General features: G+C 44.5%; 15 protein-coding genes. 9 read left to right on the top strand and 6 right to left on the bottom strand.

Annotated elements, in window-relative coordinates; translation table 11 throughout:
- From NQ117_RS09030 to NQ117_RS09015, 4 genes are all read right to left on the bottom strand, one after another.
- Entirely contained in the window at positions 1–2,430 is a 2,430-nt protein-coding gene (locus tag NQ117_RS09030) for a sugar phosphate nucleotidyltransferase (RefSeq protein ID WP_258277630.1), read from the bottom strand.
- Positions 2,427–5,510, bottom strand: coding sequence for a 1,4-alpha-glucan branching protein domain-containing protein (locus NQ117_RS09025; protein ID WP_258277629.1), 3,084 nt, complete (start codon positions 5,508–5,510; stop codon positions 2,427–2,429). Before NQ117_RS09025 ends, NQ117_RS09030 begins: the two co-directional genes overlap by 4 nt.
- 26 nt (positions 5,511–5,536) lie before the next feature.
- Positions 5,537–6,055 carry a DUF4912 domain-containing protein gene (locus tag NQ117_RS09020; protein ID WP_258277628.1) on the bottom strand — a complete coding sequence of 173 codons (519 nt, stop codon included), beginning with the start codon at positions 6,053–6,055 and terminating at the stop codon, positions 5,537–5,539.
- A 226-nt stretch (positions 6,056–6,281) separates the two neighbouring features.
- A complete protein-coding gene (locus NQ117_RS09015) occupies positions 6,282–6,497 on the bottom strand; it encodes a hypothetical protein (RefSeq protein WP_258277627.1) in 216 nt (71 codons plus the stop codon).
- A 245-nt stretch (positions 6,498–6,742) separates the two neighbouring features.
- Between NQ117_RS09015 and NQ117_RS09010 the strand changes: the two genes are divergently transcribed.
- The 3 genes from NQ117_RS09010 to NQ117_RS09000 all read left to right on the top strand — a co-directional run bounded on the left by NQ117_RS09010 (position 6,743) and on the right by NQ117_RS09000 (position 10,480).
- Positions 6,743–7,153 (top strand): hypothetical protein, encoded by a 411-nt coding sequence (locus tag NQ117_RS09010; RefSeq protein ID WP_028593052.1) that lies wholly within the window; start codon positions 6,743–6,745, stop codon positions 7,151–7,153.
- 294 nt (positions 7,154–7,447) lie between these two features.
- Positions 7,448–8,908, top strand: a complete 1,461-nt coding sequence (locus NQ117_RS09005) for an ATP-binding protein (RefSeq protein ID WP_258277626.1) — start codon at positions 7,448–7,450, stop codon at positions 8,906–8,908.
- A 48-nt stretch (positions 8,909–8,956) separates the two neighbouring features.
- The gene (locus NQ117_RS09000) at positions 8,957–10,480 is read left to right on the top strand and encodes a leucyl aminopeptidase (protein WP_258277625.1); all 1,524 of its coding nucleotides are present in this window, start codon (positions 8,957–8,959) and stop codon (positions 10,478–10,480) included.
- A gap of 69 nt (positions 10,481–10,549) precedes the next feature.
- Here the strand turns inward: NQ117_RS09000 and NQ117_RS08995 are convergent, their stop codons facing one another.
- Complete coding sequence (locus tag NQ117_RS08995; RefSeq protein WP_258277624.1) at positions 10,550–11,539, bottom strand: DMT family transporter; 990 nt, start codon at positions 11,537–11,539, stop codon at positions 10,550–10,552.
- Positions 11,540–11,693: 154 nt separating this feature from the next.
- Between NQ117_RS08995 and NQ117_RS08990 the strand changes: the two genes are divergently transcribed.
- The 5 genes from NQ117_RS08990 (at position 11,694) to NQ117_RS08970 (ending at position 16,751) form a co-directional block, all read left to right on the top strand.
- A complete protein-coding gene (locus NQ117_RS08990) occupies positions 11,694–12,590 on the top strand; it encodes a LysR family transcriptional regulator (RefSeq protein WP_258277623.1) in 897 nt (298 codons plus the stop codon).
- A 37-nt stretch (positions 12,591–12,627) separates the two neighbouring features.
- On the top strand, positions 12,628–13,725 hold the full coding sequence (locus tag NQ117_RS08985) for a serine hydrolase domain-containing protein (protein ID WP_258277622.1): 1,098 nt from the start codon (positions 12,628–12,630) through the stop codon (positions 13,723–13,725).
- A gap of 112 nt (positions 13,726–13,837) precedes the next feature.
- Positions 13,838–14,788, top strand: a complete 951-nt coding sequence (locus tag NQ117_RS08980; protein ID WP_258277621.1) for an aldolase catalytic domain-containing protein — start codon at positions 13,838–13,840, stop codon at positions 14,786–14,788.
- 315 nt (positions 14,789–15,103) lie between these two features.
- Positions 15,104–16,120 carry a LacI family DNA-binding transcriptional regulator gene (locus NQ117_RS08975; protein WP_144987242.1) on the top strand — a complete coding sequence of 339 codons (1,017 nt, stop codon included), beginning with the start codon at positions 15,104–15,106 and terminating at the stop codon, positions 16,118–16,120.
- 241 nt (positions 16,121–16,361) lie between these two features.
- Complete coding sequence (locus NQ117_RS08970) at positions 16,362–16,751, top strand: hypothetical protein (protein WP_258277620.1); 390 nt, start codon at positions 16,362–16,364, stop codon at positions 16,749–16,751.
- 8 nt (positions 16,752–16,759) lie between these two features.
- Here NQ117_RS08970 and NQ117_RS08965 read toward each other — a convergent pair whose 3' ends face one another.
- Positions 16,760–17,404 (bottom strand): DUF1796 family putative cysteine peptidase, encoded by a 645-nt coding sequence (locus NQ117_RS08965; RefSeq protein ID WP_258277619.1) that lies wholly within the window; start codon positions 17,402–17,404, stop codon positions 16,760–16,762.
- 216 nt (positions 17,405–17,620) lie between these two features.
- Here NQ117_RS08965 and NQ117_RS08960 point away from each other — a divergent pair, with 216 nt between their 5' ends.
- A complete protein-coding gene (locus tag NQ117_RS08960) occupies positions 17,621–18,397 on the top strand; it encodes an FkbM family methyltransferase (RefSeq protein ID WP_258277618.1) in 777 nt (258 codons plus the stop codon).
- The last annotated feature ends 98 nt before the right edge of the window (positions 18,398–18,495 follow it).

Genomic DNA, 18,495 nt, shown 5'->3' with positions numbered 1-18,495 from the left:
TCACTTCCTTAACGTTTGATGTGATTGGAACAAGCGGGAAGCGTAATCATGAGCTAGACGTTCTGCGTCCATGGAACTGTTAGCATGTGCGAATATTTGAAATAACGGTTCATCCGCATCAGGCATAATTAGTACCGTTCCATCATCGCCTGTAATACGAATGCCATCAAGAAGCTCTACATGCTGTCCATCCGATCGGACCCATTCCATCACTTTACGCATTAAGATGCCTTTTTCATGCCATCCGCATTGAACAATTTCTTTTGCCGTGTACGATTCAGGAAGATTGTGCAGCAAATTTTCTACAACGCTGCTTTCTTCTGCGAACAATTGCAATAACAAGCCGATGGCATAAAGACGATGGCTGAGAGGGCAGAATGGGACTCCCGCCGTCGCTTCCATAACCGAACGTAGGGATTCCTTTGTACGAACAAATCGAAGCGTACGTCCGATTTTTTCTTCTTCGATGCCTATGCTGAATGAGGCAGGCACACCCAATACAGCAGGCACGCCAGTACGTTCGAGAGCGTAAGCAATCAAATGCATTAACCCATCATCTGAGATGATAGAACCTGAACGTGTGACCATTTGAAGCTCGAGATCATCACCTACATAAATGCCTACATCCGATTGTGTCTGTTGAATTAGCGCCGCCAGTGATTCTGCATCAAAGGCATGGTCATAGATAATGAGTCTTCTGCCTCCAACCGCTGCTGAAAATCGTTGGACAAGATCGATGTCAACAGAAGGAGAAAGCTGCAGTACATAGGCGAGAGAGGAAGTGCTGGAATCAGAGAAATCAAGCTCTTTCGCAAGTGCTGCCAAGTATTGATCAACAGCATATGCATCCTGCCTCCAACTGCCTACTGCTTCTGCATGGCATCGTACATAGTCTTCTTGAAAATAGGCGTTCTCGATCTTCCGTTCTGCTGATTTGGCAATCGGCCAACCGTGGCTATCCATCCATGACAGCACCGCTTGTGGTACATGTTGATGATCCAATTGGACTTTTATGTGAATCGCACCATAGGCAGAACGACTGCGTACGGCATGGCGTGTTACTTCATCAGCGCATATTCCAATATCTATCACATGGACGCCAACAGACCGAAGACCTGATACAAAACTGTCCTTTAATAAGGAAGAATAGGCATGGCTGCAGTTGGCAACGATCACGGTAGCTTCATTTGGCAGCGTATAGCCGTATGCTGCTCCTAGCTTCCCTGCTCGGTCAGGGTGGATATCCACATTCGGGATTCCGACAATTCCCCGGCTCGTAAATAGAGGTTTAGATGCTTCATTGTTCCAGATTAAAGAATCATGAACGGTCGTATTTGTTGGAACGGTCTTGTTGGGCCATAATCGTACATTGCTCCTGATCGATGCCTTGGATCCAATCGTGCATCCTGATCCGATGACGCATCCTTCATCTAGCTGCGCGCCTGAACCGACGATGATGCGATTCATCAAGAGACTATCTTGCAGTTCGCAATGCTCGCCAACATAATTCCCATTCCACATAATCGTACGCTCCAGCTTGGTGGAAGAGTGAACGGTATTACCTTCGCCAAGCACGGTGTACGGCCCAATCGAACTAGCGGAATGCAATTTGCAGCCTGATGCGATGTAAGCAGGTCCGTTAAGATGAATGCGGGACGGAAGTTTAACATCTGACTCCAAGTATATGCCCGGCATCACTTCTGTGGCAGCCAGGTTCACAGATACTTTTTGATCCAGCATATCGAACTGAGCTTGGCGATACTGGATTAAATTGCCGACGTCAGACCAATATCCCGAAGCGGTATAGCCGTATAGGCGTTCCTGTTTTTGCAGCAGAGCTGGGAAGAGATCAAGGCTGAAGTCATAAGGAGAGCCTTCAGGTATCCAATTAAAGATGGATGGCTCTAATACATAAATGCCTGTGTTGACAGTATCGCTGAAAACTTCGCTCCAGCTAGGCTTCTCCAGAAAGCGAGAGACACGGCCATCTGACTCTGTCATGACAACTCCATACTCTAGAGGAGAGTCTACTTGTGTAAGAACCATCGTTGCCAACGCTTGCTTCGATCTATGATATTCAATTGCCTTCCTTAAGTTGAAATCGGTTAGCGCATCGCCGCTCACGACAATAAAAGTTTCATCGAGAAAACCTTCTGCATTTTTGACACTACCTGCTGTTCCTAAAGGTGAATCTTCTTCAAAGTAGACAAGCTGCACGCCATATTCAGAGCCATCTCCAAAATGATCACGAACGGAATCTGGCAAATATTGAAGGGTGACAGCAATTTGATGAATGTCATGACGCTTCAACAAATCGATAATGTACGCCATACAAGGACGATTCAGCAACGGTACCATCGGTTTCGGCGTGTTTAAAGTTAGAGGACGCAGGCGCGTACCTTTACCTCCAGCCATAATAACTGCTTTCATTGAGCCATCACTCCTTCATAAACGTGTCTTGTAGAAAGGGAGATTGCATCCCAATCATAAAGAGTTGTCACTTTGCGGTATGCTTGCTTAGCGAACTGTTCTGCTTTGTCAGGATGAAGCAGCAAGTCGGTAATGTGCCACGCGAGAGACTCGGTATGTCCACATAGCGCCTTATAGCCATCTTGATTATGGTCAATAATTTCCGCTAACCCTCCTGTATCCGAGACGACGATAGGTACACCACGACCCATCGCTTCCAGGGCAACGATACCGAAAGGTTCATACAAGCTAGGGAACACAGATACATCTGTAATATCAAAGAGCAGATCTCGCTCTTCATCGTTGACGAATCCTGTAAAATGCACACAATGGGACAAGCCGAGTTCAGCCGTAAGACGCTTAAGTTCGGATGCCATGGGACCTGCTCCAGCGATAACAAGCTTTACGTTAGGAATGCGTTCTTGGACAAGCTTCAGCGATGACAATAGCACTTGAACTCCTTTTTCATAAACGAGCCTGCCAATGAAAAAAACGATCTTGTCTTCTGGCTTGGCAATGGTCGATCGAAAAGCTCGGACACTATCTATATTTGTATGGCGAACCGGCAATGAAGTGGGATCGGATGAGTGGTCGTGTGCAGTAGGAGAGTTCGTGCTGACGCATTCAACTCCATTAGGAATTACACTTACTTTCATTGGCGGCAAATCAAAAATGCGTTCAACTTCACGCTTCATCGCTTGTGAACAGACGATAACATGCTCTGCTTTTTGTGTAAGTTCGTACTCCATTTCATGAATGCGTTGCTGCATGTCAGTGTGAATAGCCCCGTGATTCCGACCATGCTCAGTAGCGTGAATCGTTACTACAAGCGGGAGCTGGTAGGCTTCCTTTAAATCTTGGGCTGCTAAATAGACAAGCCAATCATGAGCATGAATGAAATCAAAATGAATTCCTTCTGTAATTAAGGCATCCGTGCAGATTGTAAATGAAGCATTCATTTGGAAAATCCAATCCATAAATCCAATCTCGGTCATGGATGGTGCGAGTGGAACACGATGTACATGAATCCCGTCCATTTTTTCGTAAAGCGGTGTGTCAGGCACTTCTCTTGTTACAATATGAATCTCGCAATCTCTCTTGACGAGGTAGCGTGACAAATCATAAACAGCTCGTGACAAGCCTCCTATAACGAGTGGAGGAAATTCCCATGCCAGCATGAGAATGCGTTTTTTCTTCCCAGCTGAGTTTTCTGTATGGCTGTTTCTATCATTCGCATCTTGATGAGCAGGAGTAACGGGTAGTTGCTTTCGAATATATGAAAATAAGGACGACAGCATAAGCTGATGGTCAGATGATGAAGTGATTGTACTAGAATGCTTGTTATTTGCTCTCGTCGGTTCATTCTTCATTGCATGCAGCAGAACGCGATAATCTAAGGTAGGGAAACAAGGGGTGTCAGCTTCGAATTTCTCCAGCTCCGTCAAATTGTAAATGCCATATTCCAGCATATGAAGCAGTGTTCGACAGCGCTCAAGATGATGATTCGTACGCTCGATCGCATAACTTGGTACTGTATCCGCATCAAGAATGAATGCCCAATCGCTTGCAGCTGCCAGCATGAGTTCGCGAATCGATTGATTGGCGAGTCTTTCTCGAATGTTAGAGTACCCCCAGTCATTCGCATGTCTTTGCAGCACGGTGAAGAGTTCTTCTTCTGCTTTGTGGAGCAGTTTATAGATCCAGTCGTTTTTTTCTTGGAGCCAAACTTCGGCATATCCGCCGCGTCCCCAGCTGCTCATCGACATCGCAGCTTGCTGCACATGTGGTACAGCGTTCACATAATCGAGCGGGGAGACGAAACTTAATGTTTGATTGCCTAGCTCCTGCATCTCATTCCATTCTCTGAATACAGCTTCTATCCATTGCGGTCCTTCATACCACCAATGACCGAATAACTCTGCATCATACGGACATAGAACAATGGGGATGCCATTTACATTGTCTTTGGCAAGCCTTAATTGTTGTATCCGACTATGTATAAAATGTCGGGCATGCTCGACTGTGCGTGCACGGGCCCACTCTGGGCAATAAGGCTGCTTCTCACCATTGCTGCCGGTAATTCGATAATATTTCAAGCCCGTATTGATTCGCGCTCCATCGGCTAATAAATGAGGCTTAATATAGTTCCACTCATCCTCGTCATACCAGCCTAGATCAAAACCGATATCACGGTAATATTCCCGATAATCCGGATCTCCCGGATACCCTTCGTGGCTGCTCCACACTTGATGGGATGACATCGCATCTCTTGGAAAAGCATACACGCCATCTTCTGTCGCGATGGGCACGAACGTATCGTTAACTGGCATCGGTTCAGCATGCTGCAACGCATGCTGGTCGACGATAAAGTAACGAATGCCGCTGTGCTGCAATAGTTTTGATAGATGTGGGGCGTACGCACACTCAGGAAGCCAGATGCCATCTGGTCGAACACCAAAGTGGCGCTCATGCTCCCTCATTCCGTATTCAATTTGAGCTTGTGCAAGAGAAGTATGCTTTAGGAATGGAAGAAAAGCATGAGTTAATGCACATGTCATTAGTTCTAGATGACCTGCTTCATAATGTCGCTTAAATTGAGGAATGATGGAACGCTCCCAGTCACGAAACCGCTGAAGCAGGTAGGACCAATGTTTGGCATACATGTCAGCGACAGCTTGGAGTTCTGGTTGTTGTGCTGTTCGCGCTATTTCCGATTGAGCCAACTCAACAGAACGTGACAAGTATCGTTCATAGCGCAACTGCATGAGTGGATCATCCATCATAGCTAGCAGGGTTGGCGTTAATGTCATCGTCAGCCGGTAAGGAACCCGATCACGTTCCAGACGATCGAACATATCCAAGAGAGGGAGGTACGTCTCCGTCATTGCCTCATAGAACCAACGTTCCTCTAATCTCTCTGCCTGCTCATTATGCCGTACATAGGGAAGATGGGCATGCAGCACTAAAGCTACACAGCCATCGCCCGCTTGGCGCACCCTATTTGTTGAATTAATCGAGTTTGTTTCAAGCAATTGGCTCATCGTATCGTCTAACCCCTTTAACATGATTAATTGTCGCTATAAAGCGTATAGGTTGAGAATTGCTGAAACGGCGAGTAATTGGATTGTTCGTCGTGTTGATGTTGGGAGTCAGATTGCGAGCCTCCTTGATTGGTTGCTGATTCATTCCTGACATCTACTATCCAATCCGGGTCATTACGCGGGGTTCCGACTTGAGCTGAGCGTAGTAGAGAGACAAATTGCTGATTGTGATTAAGAAATCCATAGTCAAGCGCATATTGATGTCGAGGTGCCACATGACGGAAGTACCAGCATTCACTATTGCCAACATCGGCATCATAGTAGGTTAAGGGTGCGGTATCTGGTTCCGAATAGGAATACTGATAAAGGCGAGCGACTCTGCGCAGGTCATGCCAAGAGCTGCGATAGTGCCGCTCAATAAGAGACTTTAGACGTTTACTGACTTCCCAATAGCCAAACAGAACTGTCGGCTGTTGAACCATCAGGTGAATAATATTGCTCTGATTCGCAGTGAAATGGCGATTATTAAAGGATGGTTGAACCATAGCTGCCTCCTTCCGTTCCCTTTTATTGCGCCTGTGCTGATGACCGCACAAACTCGTTTCCCAATCATCTTATCCGTGCAGGTAAGGATGTATGTCTAATATTTTGGTAAAGATATCCTATAAATTCTTAAATTCTTGTTGATTGTAATTCTATGAAATGAGGTATTATCATAGTAGATAATCGTGAAGAAAAGAGAAGCTTGCGGATATGACTAGCACCGTATTCTTATGAAGTGGGTACACCAAGCTTTGCTTGCGTAAGACGAACGAAGTCATCGTACCGATTCTCGGAATGCAGCAATTGCTCGAACGTATTCAATGAGATGGATGAAAAAGATCTACATTCGCCTGTTGCATAGCGAGCAACTAATTCGTGGTTCATTTCGTTGTAAGTTAAGTAACTGATTTGCTTGGATGACAGGAACATAACATGAGAAGACATCTTTTCATTCCTCCGTTCCATTTTGATAGGTTTTATCATCTATATGCGCTTGCTGATTCGCTTATGCGTGTAGGACAAACGAGTCACGAGCAAGACTTTAGTCACCATTTTTCATCATAAAAAGGAATTTCGTGGTAAAGGGGCGAATATGCTTCTATAACTATGTTCCGCGATACAACTTGGGTACACTACTTATTAGTGCAACGCTTCTCATTAACTCTGACGTTATGCTGAGGAGGGAGAACATGAGCTTCTGTTGTGGAGCAAGTATGATAGGAACACAGGGGTCACTGCAGCATTATCGAACAAGGATTCATAATGTTCCCCTATTGCTGTGTCCGGTATGTCAACGCATCGAGGTGCATTATTTAGTTGAAAATGAGTATGAAATCGTTGCCGATTATGCGCAGACTGATGGAGCTGAGGAAGTTGACTTTCAAGAATATGTCGTGCAGGATGAAAGCCGTATATTTGAGAACTGTGTAAATCATGAGGATGAAGATCCTCTAGATATCGTCCGTAGCCAGATAGATGTGTCACTAGACTTATTGGCGCTGGCGAAGCAGTGGGATGACAAGCCCTGGGAATTGCAATTGAAGCGCCGATTGGCGCTCATGAGCAGGCGTAAAGCCCAGTTGATGAAGCAGCGTTCGTGAATCAGTTGTTACAACAACAAGCAGAAGTTTCCTTTATCAACATAGGCGATTCATGTTGTCTGTCGCACGGACTATCTCTTCTAGGTCTGTTCACATACGACGTGGATCGCCTTTCTTTGAGTTTCATGATGCCTAACGTTTCATTTAGGTTACTTTTAGCCGATTCATCCTTTTATACGAATATTCGACATTTTCTAGGGTTGATAAAGGTATGTCATTATAACTATCATGTAACTATTGGTAACCAGAGCACATCTTGTCCAGTCATAAGTAGTGGGCAGTGAGGTGATCACAATGATAAGTCCTTCCGAAGATAGAGTGTTGGACATGGTGAATTGGAAGTCGCAGTATACAAAGAATTTACGCCAGTTTATGTTGAACGGCAGCGAGAAAGACTTGGAGACGGCCAGAACAATTGCAAGGACAAGCCATCAAATGAAGCCGTATGACCTATTAACCCTTCATGAAGATACGATGACTATGATGATGTCACATGTGGAATGGAATGAAGCTGCAAAGATGCTGCATCGATCTTATGTCTATTTTGTGGAATGCTTGTCCGTCATTCAGATGGAACAAGGGAGCAAGGAGGGGGAGTTTTTGGCTATCAACCCTATTCGGGAACCTTGGATGCAACCTAGTCGTGCTCTATTTGCCGGGGACTTCAACCAGAACAAGTACGAAAATGTGCTGCAGCAGATGGACTGTGCTATCGTATTGTTTGATGAAGACGGTACTCTTTCATTTGTTAATGTCGCAACCGCCAAGTTACTTCAAGTTCCGCGCAAACAATTAGTCGGCTGCACGCTGATTGAGCTCATGCGTCATCCGTTAATTCAACGTGATAAACGGAAATTGATGATCCGAGTATTCCGCGAAACTATCCAGAGGAGAAAGCGCTATCATGAAATATCGGATCGTCAAGGAAGGACTTTTCTCGTGACGTTCACCCACGGTGAACAGATGGACGGAGATTTCTTATTCAGTATTAAAGATGTGTCCGACTATAAGCGAATCGAACAGACGGCTGTGCAAAACGATAAGCTGGCGATACTAGGTAAAATTGCGGCGGCAATTGCTCATGAAATACGTAACCCGTTAACATCCATTCGCGGGTTTATTCAACTGCTGAGGCCCCATCTAATGAACTTAGGAAAAGAAGAATATGCACGCATTATATTGGCTGAAATCGATCGAGCCAACGATATCATTTTCGAATTTCTTAACTCTTCGAAGCCAACGGCGCCTCTTACGACAGAGGTTCCGATTTCGTCTGTGCTGCGAGAAGTGGTGCTCTTGACAGAAAGCGAGGCATTAATGAAGGGTTGTGAAATAGAGTGGACGGAGCATGCGCCAGAACAGCCTCTTACGGTATCTATTGATGTGAAGCAGATCAAGCAAGTATTTCTAAATATGATCCGCAATGCAATCGATGCCATTGTTGAGGTGGCTCATCTACGCAAAGGCACCATACGAATTCATGCCGTTAAAGATGGCAAATATGTAGCTGTAACGATACGTGACAACGGAAAAGGGATGGATGAACGTACCCTTGAGCGATTGTTCGACCCGTTCTTTACAACTAAAAATGAAGGGACAGGTTTGGGGTTGTCTGTCAGCTATCGCATTATTCGAAATCATGGTGGAGTTATAGAGGTGGATAGTCAACAAGAGGAGTGGACTCAATTCGTTATTCGTTTGCCTATTTCGAACGCTGATCATACCCGACCGTCTTCTTCGCTTGGAGAATGGTAAGTTCAATATGATATAATAGGTGACATCATAAGAAGATAAAGGGTGATAATGATGGTTAAGCTCACAAATGCAGAAGCACTTCAACACGTAAAAATCCATGTTAGCTCTTCCTTACAACAATCAGTAGAAGCGGATGCCGTCATTGCAATAGCGACCAAAGCGGAATGGTTAAATGGAACGATGAATGTTCCTGGCGCAGCAGTATGTAAGCAGTCGATAGAGACAGGTATCATTCAGGCACAAGCAGGAAGTGTTCACGTATTTCCGGCAGGTGAGGGCAATGTGCGTTTCTTAATTGCGATTGTTCGTTCCGAACATGGGTGGACAACGGAAGAACTGCGCTGTGCTTTTGCAAAAGCAGCAAGAGAAGCAATTAGGCTGAAGGCAGCTCATCCGGCTGTATTTGTATCCCATGAGTTTGCTGTCATTACGCCGGAGAAGCGTACAGCGGTAGTAGCTCAAGCTGTTGTAGAAGGCTGCTTGTTAGGAGCTTATCAACGCGAAACGTACAAGAAGGAAGCGACGGCTCTACATCATGTGCAATCTATTGAACTGTTCGGAGCTGTTCTGGACCATGAACAATGGAAAGATGGTGCGGAACGTGGACAAGCTTATGCGATTGGCACGACGATTGCGAGAGACTTAACCAATTTGCCAGGTAATGAGCTTTATCCATCCACATTAGCTGATATAGCAGCTCGTATAGCAGATACGTATAAGTTAGAAATAGAAGTACTAGATGAAGTCCAGCTTGAGGCTAAAGGCATGGGCGGTATTATCGGTGTAGGTAAAGCGAGTGTAAACCCACCGCGACTTATCATACTTAAGTATCAGGGCAAAGAGGAATGGACAGATGTGCTTGGGCTTGTGGGCAAAGGCATTACTTTTGATACTGGTGGTATTTCGTTAAAACGTGCAGATGGCATGGAAGAAATGATTAGTGACATGGGCGGTTCAGCAGCTGTTCTAGGTACAATGGCGACGATCGGACGTTTGCGTCCGAAGAAGAACGTTATTTGTGTCATTGCATCTGCAGAGAACATGCCTGGTGGAAATGCTTTGAAACCGGGCGATATCGTCAAGACCTACAGTGGACGCACAATCGAGGTCATTAATACCGATGCTGAAGGACGAGTTGTCTTGTCTGATGCGATGACCTATGCGAAGGAACTTGGAGCATCGAAGCTTATCGATGTAGCAACCTTGACAGGAGCTGCAATTGTGGCATTTGGTGATGTTACGACAGCTGCAGTTACGAATGATGAGCCTTTATTAAATGAGGTGCTTGCAGCATCAATGCGAGCAGGAGAGCATGTATGGGCGCTCCCATCGCATAAGGAATACTGGGATTTATTAAAGAGTGATGTGGCCGATGTTCGTAACAGTTGTGGACGCGGTGGTGGAACGATAACGGGCGGATTGTTTATTGGTACTTTTGCTGACGGCCTGCCTTGGGTTCATCTAGATATTGCGGGAACTGCTTATTTGAAGAAATCGCGTGGTGTTAATCCGAAAGGCGCAACCGGGGTAATGGTGCGTACACTTGCGGAGACGATCCATCCTTACGCGTAATAGCGAAAACGAGTTGGAAACAGGAAGGAGAGGCCATCATCATGACCTCTCCTTCATCCAATTCTATGATTAGGTTTGTTGAGCTACACTCGATCGGGATGGAGTCTTGCTTCTTTTCCCATTTATCTTCGCTTGTGAGTTATGCGCTCTGCGACTTGCTACATTATCTACAATAAGCGCACAAGTAATGATGACGGTTCCTAGTATTTCTGCTGCAGAGACTTGATAGCCCTGAATGATGGAAATAATGAACGTTGTTGCAGGGACAAAGTTGATGAACAGCATACCGTTAACAGGCGACAATAGTTCAATCCCTTTAAGCCAGCACAGCAATGCCAACAATCCTGCTATGAAAATCATGAAAGACATTTCGGGCCAAACTCCGGTTAATTCACTGATTGCAGGTGCTTGGATCTGGTCAAATGCTGATAAGACAAGTACGACGATGAGGGAAGTTGCTGATCCATACACGCAAGTTAATGTCGAAATTCGGAGTGCGGACCAACCTTTGAATTGTCCACTTGATATGGTGTAAATCACCCAGCCGACAACAGCTATAAAGATAGCTAATAGTGGAACCGGCTTGAATTCGCCACTGCTGAACATCCCCAAGTCCCCTTTTGTTACGACGAAAAGAACACCGATAAATGCTGCAATTACACAACCAAGTGTAATCATGCGTGGCCGCTTGCGAGTTACGGCCCATATGATTAGAACCGCGAGCATGGGCATAAATGACTCCATAATGGAGGCTAACAATACTCCTGACTTTCCAAGTTCCTTCTGTCCCCAAAAGATTCCAAAATTATAAACGGTAAAGGCAAATGTACCGGACATCCACAGCATGAAGAATCGACCTTCCGCGCGAAATGCTTGTCGTCCTTCTTTCCAAAGGAGCAAAAAGATGAGTAGTGCGGATACAATTACATAACGAATGGTTGAGAACCAAAATGGATCCAAATGATGCAGGGCGCTTTCTGCAACAGGGAACATAGCCCCCCAAGCTACAGCTGCAATGAAGCAGCATAGAGCACCTTTCCATAGACGTGACGCCGACATTTTTACATTCACTCCTAGCATATACACTTCGTATTTATATGACTGCTACTATTTTCATTAACATCATAAATGGCGCCAACTATCTTGTAAAATAATTATAAGTGATTTAAAGTATCATTATTATTGATATCAGGCGTCATTGGAGAGGTGCATTATGGAAATAAGCGATATGCAAATCTTTATGGAAGTGGCAAAACAAGGAAGCGTGAGTAAGGCTGCAGAGCAGCTTGGATATGTACAATCGAATGTAACCGCACGTATACGATCACTGGAAAAAGAGATGGGCAGACCGTTGTTTCAACGCCATCGTCGTGGCATGACTTTGAATCCAGAAGGTCGAAAATTGCTCGTCTATGCTGAAAAAATGACGATGTTGATGAATGAAATGCATAAAGCCTTTCAAAATCCAGATGATCCGGCTGGCATGCTAAAGATTGGTTCTGTGGAGACCGTTGTTGGCTTACCTGACATATTGAATCTCTTTTATCGCAGATATGCGAACGTAGATATTTCTTTAGTAACAGGTGTTACGGAATCCCTAACGGAAGAAGTTCAACAGCTGAAACTGGATGGAGCATTTGTATCCGGTCCTGTAGATGTTCCCAATATTGATCAGCATGTCGTCTTCGAGGAAGAGCTTGTACTCGTATGCAGTCAGAGCAGAGAGGAACTGAATGCATACACGAAAATAGAGGAGTTGCTGCATCTGCCCTTGCTCGTGTTCCGTCGCGGCTGCGGTTACCGTGCCAAGCTGGAGAAATGGATGCAGAGCGAAGGGGTGACACCACTAAAGGTAATGGAATTCGGTACGTTGGAGACCATTATCGGCACAGTCGTTGCAGGTTTGGGCATCACATTGGTGCCACGTGCTGCCGTGCATAAGTTGGAACGTGAAGGTTTGGTCACTTTGTTCTCTATTCCTGAATTATTTCGCCAAGTGTCTGTTGTTTATATACGTCGTTCTGATGCTTATATGGGAGAAGTAGAGCGTCGTTTTCTTGAGACGATAACAGAAGTGAGAGCAAAGCGACTTGCTGCCTTGTATGAGTAAAGCGAGTAGGGAATGTAAAAGTGGAGTGTGATTCACGATGCGTCGAATGGTTACCAGCCTTTTATCTTTAATTGTAATCGCATTACTAGCAAGCTGTACGATGGAGGACAGCGGTGCCGCTAGGCTAAGGCCAACCAACACGAATCCTGTTCATAATGGTGATGTACATCATAATGCGGATGGGAGCTCGTGGAAGTTCAGTTCTCCCGATAAGGCAGGGTTTAATAGGGAGGCATTGGATACGATAAAGCTGCGTTTGGAGAGTATGCCTGTTTATGCAATGGTAGTTGTAAAAGATGGATTTATCGTGGATGAATATTATAAGGAAGGTTACAATGCGAAAACACGATTCCCGATAAATTCTGTTACGAAGAGCATTACGTCCGCGTTAGTGGGGATCGCCTTGGAAGAGAAGCTTATCGAGGGTGCTGACGATCTGGTAGCAGACTATTTCCCACGGTGGAAACAAGACTCTGAGTCGCGCAATGATAAGATGACGATTAGGCATTTGCTTACGATGAGTACAGGCTTAGACTGGCCTGAGTGGAGCGAATGGGATTATGGTGTAGAACCGATGATCTATAGTAGTGATTGGGTCTCATTTGTCCTGAATCGGCCTATGATTGGAAATCCAGGCATGGACTTTAACTATAATACAGGTGCTTCTCAACTCTTGTCTGCCATCATTCATAAGCAATATGGGGAAAGTCTTCAGACGTACGCTACTCGTAAACTTTTTGAACCCTTGGGCATACGTGATGTGTTTTGGTTGACAGGACCTAATCAAATGAGCGCTGGCGGACTAGGGATGGAAATGCTCCCTCGTGATATGGCCAAGTTCGGTCAATTGTATTTGAACGGTGGAGAGTGGGAAGGGCATCAGATTGTACCGAAGTCATGGGTTGCTCACTCCACATTGAAGCATTCGAAAGGAAGCTCATGGTTCGGTAGCTACGGTTACCATTGGTGGGTTCGCTCGATGGCCGGTTTGCAGACTTATTTTGCAATGGGGCATGCAGGACAGTATATATTTGTGGTTCCGGAAAAGGAGCTAGTCTTAGTATTTACGAGTAATTTGGAGGATTCTAGTGCATTGATTCCTTTTGCGGAAGAAATTGTCGAGGCTGCTTACTAAATAGCGGTTTCTTTAAGGGAAAAAGACATTGTTGCAATCTAATCTTTTGTTTTGCTTTCTAGGTTGCTATCCAGTAAAATGAAGAAAATTAAAAAACAAAGGGGACAGCGAGATGAAAACAAATCATTGCAAGATTGTTGACTGCACCGTTCGTGATGGAGGTCTCGTCAATAACTGGGACTTCAGTGTCGAATTTGTGCAAGATCTGTATGCTTCACTTAATGCAGCTGGCGTCGACTATATGGAGATTGGATACAAAAATTCTCCTAAGTTGATGAAAGGTTCTGAAGCAGCTGGTCCTTGGCGTTTCCTGAATGAGGATTTCTTGAACAAAGTGATTCCGAACAAAGGCAATACGAAGCTTTCTGCGCTTGTTGATATTGGACGTGTAGATGAGAATGATATTTTGCCTCGTTCCGAAAGCTTGCTGGACCTCATTCGTATCGCTTGTTATATCAAGGATGTCGACAAAGGGCTGGACCTTGTACAAAAGTTCCACGACCTTGGTTACGAAACGACAATAAATATCATGGCTTTATCCAATGTGATGGATAATGACTTGGTAGAGGCGTTCCAAATGATTAAAGAAAGCCCTGTCGATGTGGTGTATATTGTCGACTCGTATGGAAGCCTTGACCATAACGATTTTAATTTCCTTGTGAAGAAGTTCCAAGAACATTTGCCAAATAAGCGTTTAGGTGTACATACGCATAACAATATGCAATTGGCATTCTCCAACACGCTTGTTGCAGCTGAGCTTGGCGTTGAACTTCTCGATGCTTCTGTCTATGGCATGGGCCGTGGAGCAGGCAATTGTCCAACAGAGCTGTTGTTAACACATTTGAAAAATACAAAATACCATCTTCGTCCTTCATTAGGATTCATTCAAAAACATATGATTGCGATGCGTGAGAAATGGGAGTGGGGATATTTAATTCCTTACTTAGTTACAGGTACATTGGACGAGCACCCTCGTTCCGCAATGGCGCTGCTAGCTTCCCCAGATCGCGATAAATATGAGGAATTTTATGATCGAATGATGACACCTGAAGGCAGTTTTTGATCCTAATAAATGACTTAAATCATCTATGATTCTAGCTATTATATAGAGGCATCATTTCTATCTTTGCAAATGCAGAGTCGAAATGGTGCTCTTTTTCTTTGTCAAACATACGCAAAAAATGTCATATTAGTTGACAAAAATATAGTCCAATCGCACAAGTGGCTAGGTACTTTTACTTATTATTCGATAAAAATGTATAAAACCTCCTTTTTTCAGCGGATATTTGCTTCATTTTGTTGGAATTTTGGTTGACATTGTATATGATTAGAGGGACAAACTTCAAATCCATAGATTACAGACGAGGAGAGTAGAAGCATGAAAGTCAGTATTTTTGACGTAGCTAAAAAAGCTGGCTTGTCCGTTGTAACCGTTTCTCGTGTGTTAAACAATGCTAAGACGGTGCGCGAGAAAAATAGGCAAAAGGTTCTTCAAGCAATGAAAGAACTGAACTATCATCCTAACGCAGCGGCACGAAGCTTGGCAAAAGGAAAAACGGGTGTAATTGGCGTCATCGTTACGACCCTTCAAGATTCATTTCTAGATACAGTAGTACAGCATATTTCAAGCCATCTGAAACAATATAGCTATTACTTAGCCATATCGGTAGCGAATTATCCAACAGAGGTTGGTGCTGGCAAGGAGCTTATTCAAGAAGATCGCGTAGATGGTTTGCTTGTGTTGGCAGCTGTCCATGAAGAAGACTACGTGAATGAATTGCGCAGGCGGAAGATTCCATTCGTACTTATTGATTGTCAAAATATCCAACCCTCCTTCTCCTCCGTTCTCGTAGATAACTTTCAAGGTGGATATGAAGCAACGAAACATCTTATTGATCTAGGACATACTTCCATTGCTCATATTAAAGGCTCAGATTATTTCTTAAGTGCAATCGAGCGGGAAAGGGGCTTCCGTTACGCGCTAAGTGAAGCGGGACTCAAGCCATTTGCCGTAGAATTTGGCCAGTTCACCATTACTTCCGGTTATGATGCAGTTCAAAAGTGGCTTCAAGAAGGGAGCCTGCCTACAGCAGTGTTTGCTGCCGATGACTTCACAGCCATTGGGGTCATTAATGCATTAACTGAAAAAGGATATCAAGTTCCCCGCGATATGTCCGTCATCGGCTATGACGATCAACTGATGTTCGCTGAGCTGCGTCCGCACTTGACGACGATGAAGCAGCCAGCAGAACAATTGGCTCGCCATGCGGTTGATGTGTTGATGCGTCAAATTAACGGCACGAACAAACGCAATATTACCGTTCGCTTTGAGCCAGAGCTGCTTATTAGAGAGACGACGGCGCCTGTGGCCAGCCACCAACTTACTCATTCATAGATTACTTACACGATAAGATAAGAGTTTTTATCCTTGATAGGTCCTTGTATTAGAGCTAAACTTGCTCATTTTATTTGTAGGTAAGGCCAGGCCAGCTAGTAATGTCTAGCTGGCCTGTTTGTTATGAGTAGACAACTCTCGCCTCTAAAAATAGCTTAAAATCAGCAAGTATCCCATGCTTATCCATGTCATGATGCATACGCTATTTCATAACTCGAACATGGTGAGTGAGGGATGGGATGTGCTCAAATTTCTTGATACACGCCATCTGCCATACGGTTCTTTCCAACCTATTATACCTAGCGTGAAGGAACATACCTTCGGCTGGATGTGTCTTCACGGCGCTGAATTAGGAGAATGGACGGGCATCCAGATGGAGATTGACTGGGCAAAAGTAAAAGAAGCGGATCTAGGCGAGCTGGAACTGGTTATTCGGCTTCATCATACGCAAGGTCCACTTGTCTATCAGGCAACAGAAACTTGCCATGAGAAGGGGACCTTGTTTGTAGACTATGAGATTCAGGCAGAACAAGCTGGGGATGCTACTTATTATTTTTCATTTGTTTCACGCACGAACAGTGCTGTCGTACATGGACCTATCGTTATTAGGGGATACATTGAGCAATCTTAGCGAAGTTGTTAGCTTGTGAATTTTCTAGAGGGAACTATCTTCACTCCTTGCAGCAACGTCCTCCAGTGGGCATCATTATCATTCCATATATCGTTATCTTTTGGGATAGCAAAAGCTGTTCCGTATACTAGCGGCCATTGTAATGGTGAGAAGGTGCCCACATTTTCATGATTGACAATGAGCAGGTGGAATTCATTTTTGACTTGGCGGCGAAGTTCCTGCTCTAGTAAAAGTGCATCGTTCATGGTCGTATCGGTACGTATGAAGAGCAAGCGATCACTGCGTTCCATATATTGATATAATCGCTGAATGCGGCGAGTTACTTTGTCAATAACTTCAGGATAACTATGCCAATTTTGTTCGTCGTTATTTGCCACAGGGAAATCATGTACGACGATGACTTGATAGCGATTATCTTGGATGAGTACAAAGTCATTTAAAATACCAATTGATTGCAGATGAGGTTTATATAAAAAATGATCGAAGCGATTGCGGATAAGTTCCGTTATGGCAGGTGTGTGCTTGGAGTCCATCCAATCGATTGGTCCTGTAAAGCGTCGCAGGCCATTTCTTTCTAGCTGAATGGCAGGAAGGCAGTTGGAACCAAGGCTAATCACTGCGTTATAGGATCCGGTAAATCGTTCTATATGCATAAGCAGACTCCCTTCTATTACTTTCCTCTCTTATCCATTATGTATGCATGCTGGCCTTGGTTGGTGTGGACAGGCGGGACAACAGTGGAGAATGATCCTGCCGGGGCCTTAATGGAGCTGCTGTGCATACAATAGAAATGCAAGAAAAGAACATAAATCTATAAGAAGCAGACAAAGAAGAGAATTTGTATTGAACAGATCGAAAGGAGCTGTGCTATGCAGCATGTAAAGACAACATTGCTTCGTATACCTGATGAACAGAAGACCTATGTACTAACTTCAAATCAGGCAGACGCCATTTTACAGGGGGTTGAACAGGCTAACGGTTATTACGAACCCCATCTTATGAGATGGATACAGAAGAACATTGCGGCGGATGCGATTTGCATGGATGTAGGAGCGAATTTGGGAGCAATCTCGATTGCGATGGCACATCAGGCGAAGCAGGGAATAGTGTATGCCTTTGAACCTTCTGCGCACAATTATCGATATTTATCCTTTAACGTGCATCATAATCAAATGCACAATATCGTGCCGATACAGGCCGGGGCGTATGATGAAAATATAGAACTTACCTTTTCCTATGTTGACTTCGGGGGAGGGTGGTCTCATATTACAACTCCACATTCTCGTCATGGTATTCAAGAAGTCGTGCCTTGTGTAAGGCTCGATGACTGGATGAAGCAGGCTAATTTGCACCGTCTTGATTGTATTAAAATAGATGTTGAAGGCGCCGAGACGAGAGTGTTAAAAGGAGCAGAGAATTTGCTTCGTCAGCTTCGCCCTCATGTGCTGATTGAATTTAATCCCGATGCGCAGCGCAATATTTTTGGAGAAGATCCGGAACAGCTGTACAACGCACTGAAACAGTTATGTCCACGATTGAGTGTCATAAACTTTGATGGTTCAATTGTCCCTATTCATCAATATGCAGATTTGCAGCGTATGTTCGCAGATGGCCGCCAGCTGTGTGACTTGTGGGGAATGCTATAATCTTTCTTTATCACTCATCAAAATACGTAAAGCAAGAGAAGAGGTTATCCCTTCGCATGAAGCAGTGGGGATAACCTCTTCTCTTGCTATGTTTTTGA

Origin of the sequence: Paenibacillus sp. SC116 (assembly GCF_024733555.1) — a bacterium.
In the GTDB taxonomy this organism is placed as follows: Bacteria; Bacillota; Bacilli; order Paenibacillales; family Paenibacillaceae; genus Paenibacillus_B.
The sequence above is the reverse complement of the archived record's forward strand: the minus strand, read 5'-3'. Positions and strand labels throughout refer to the sequence as shown.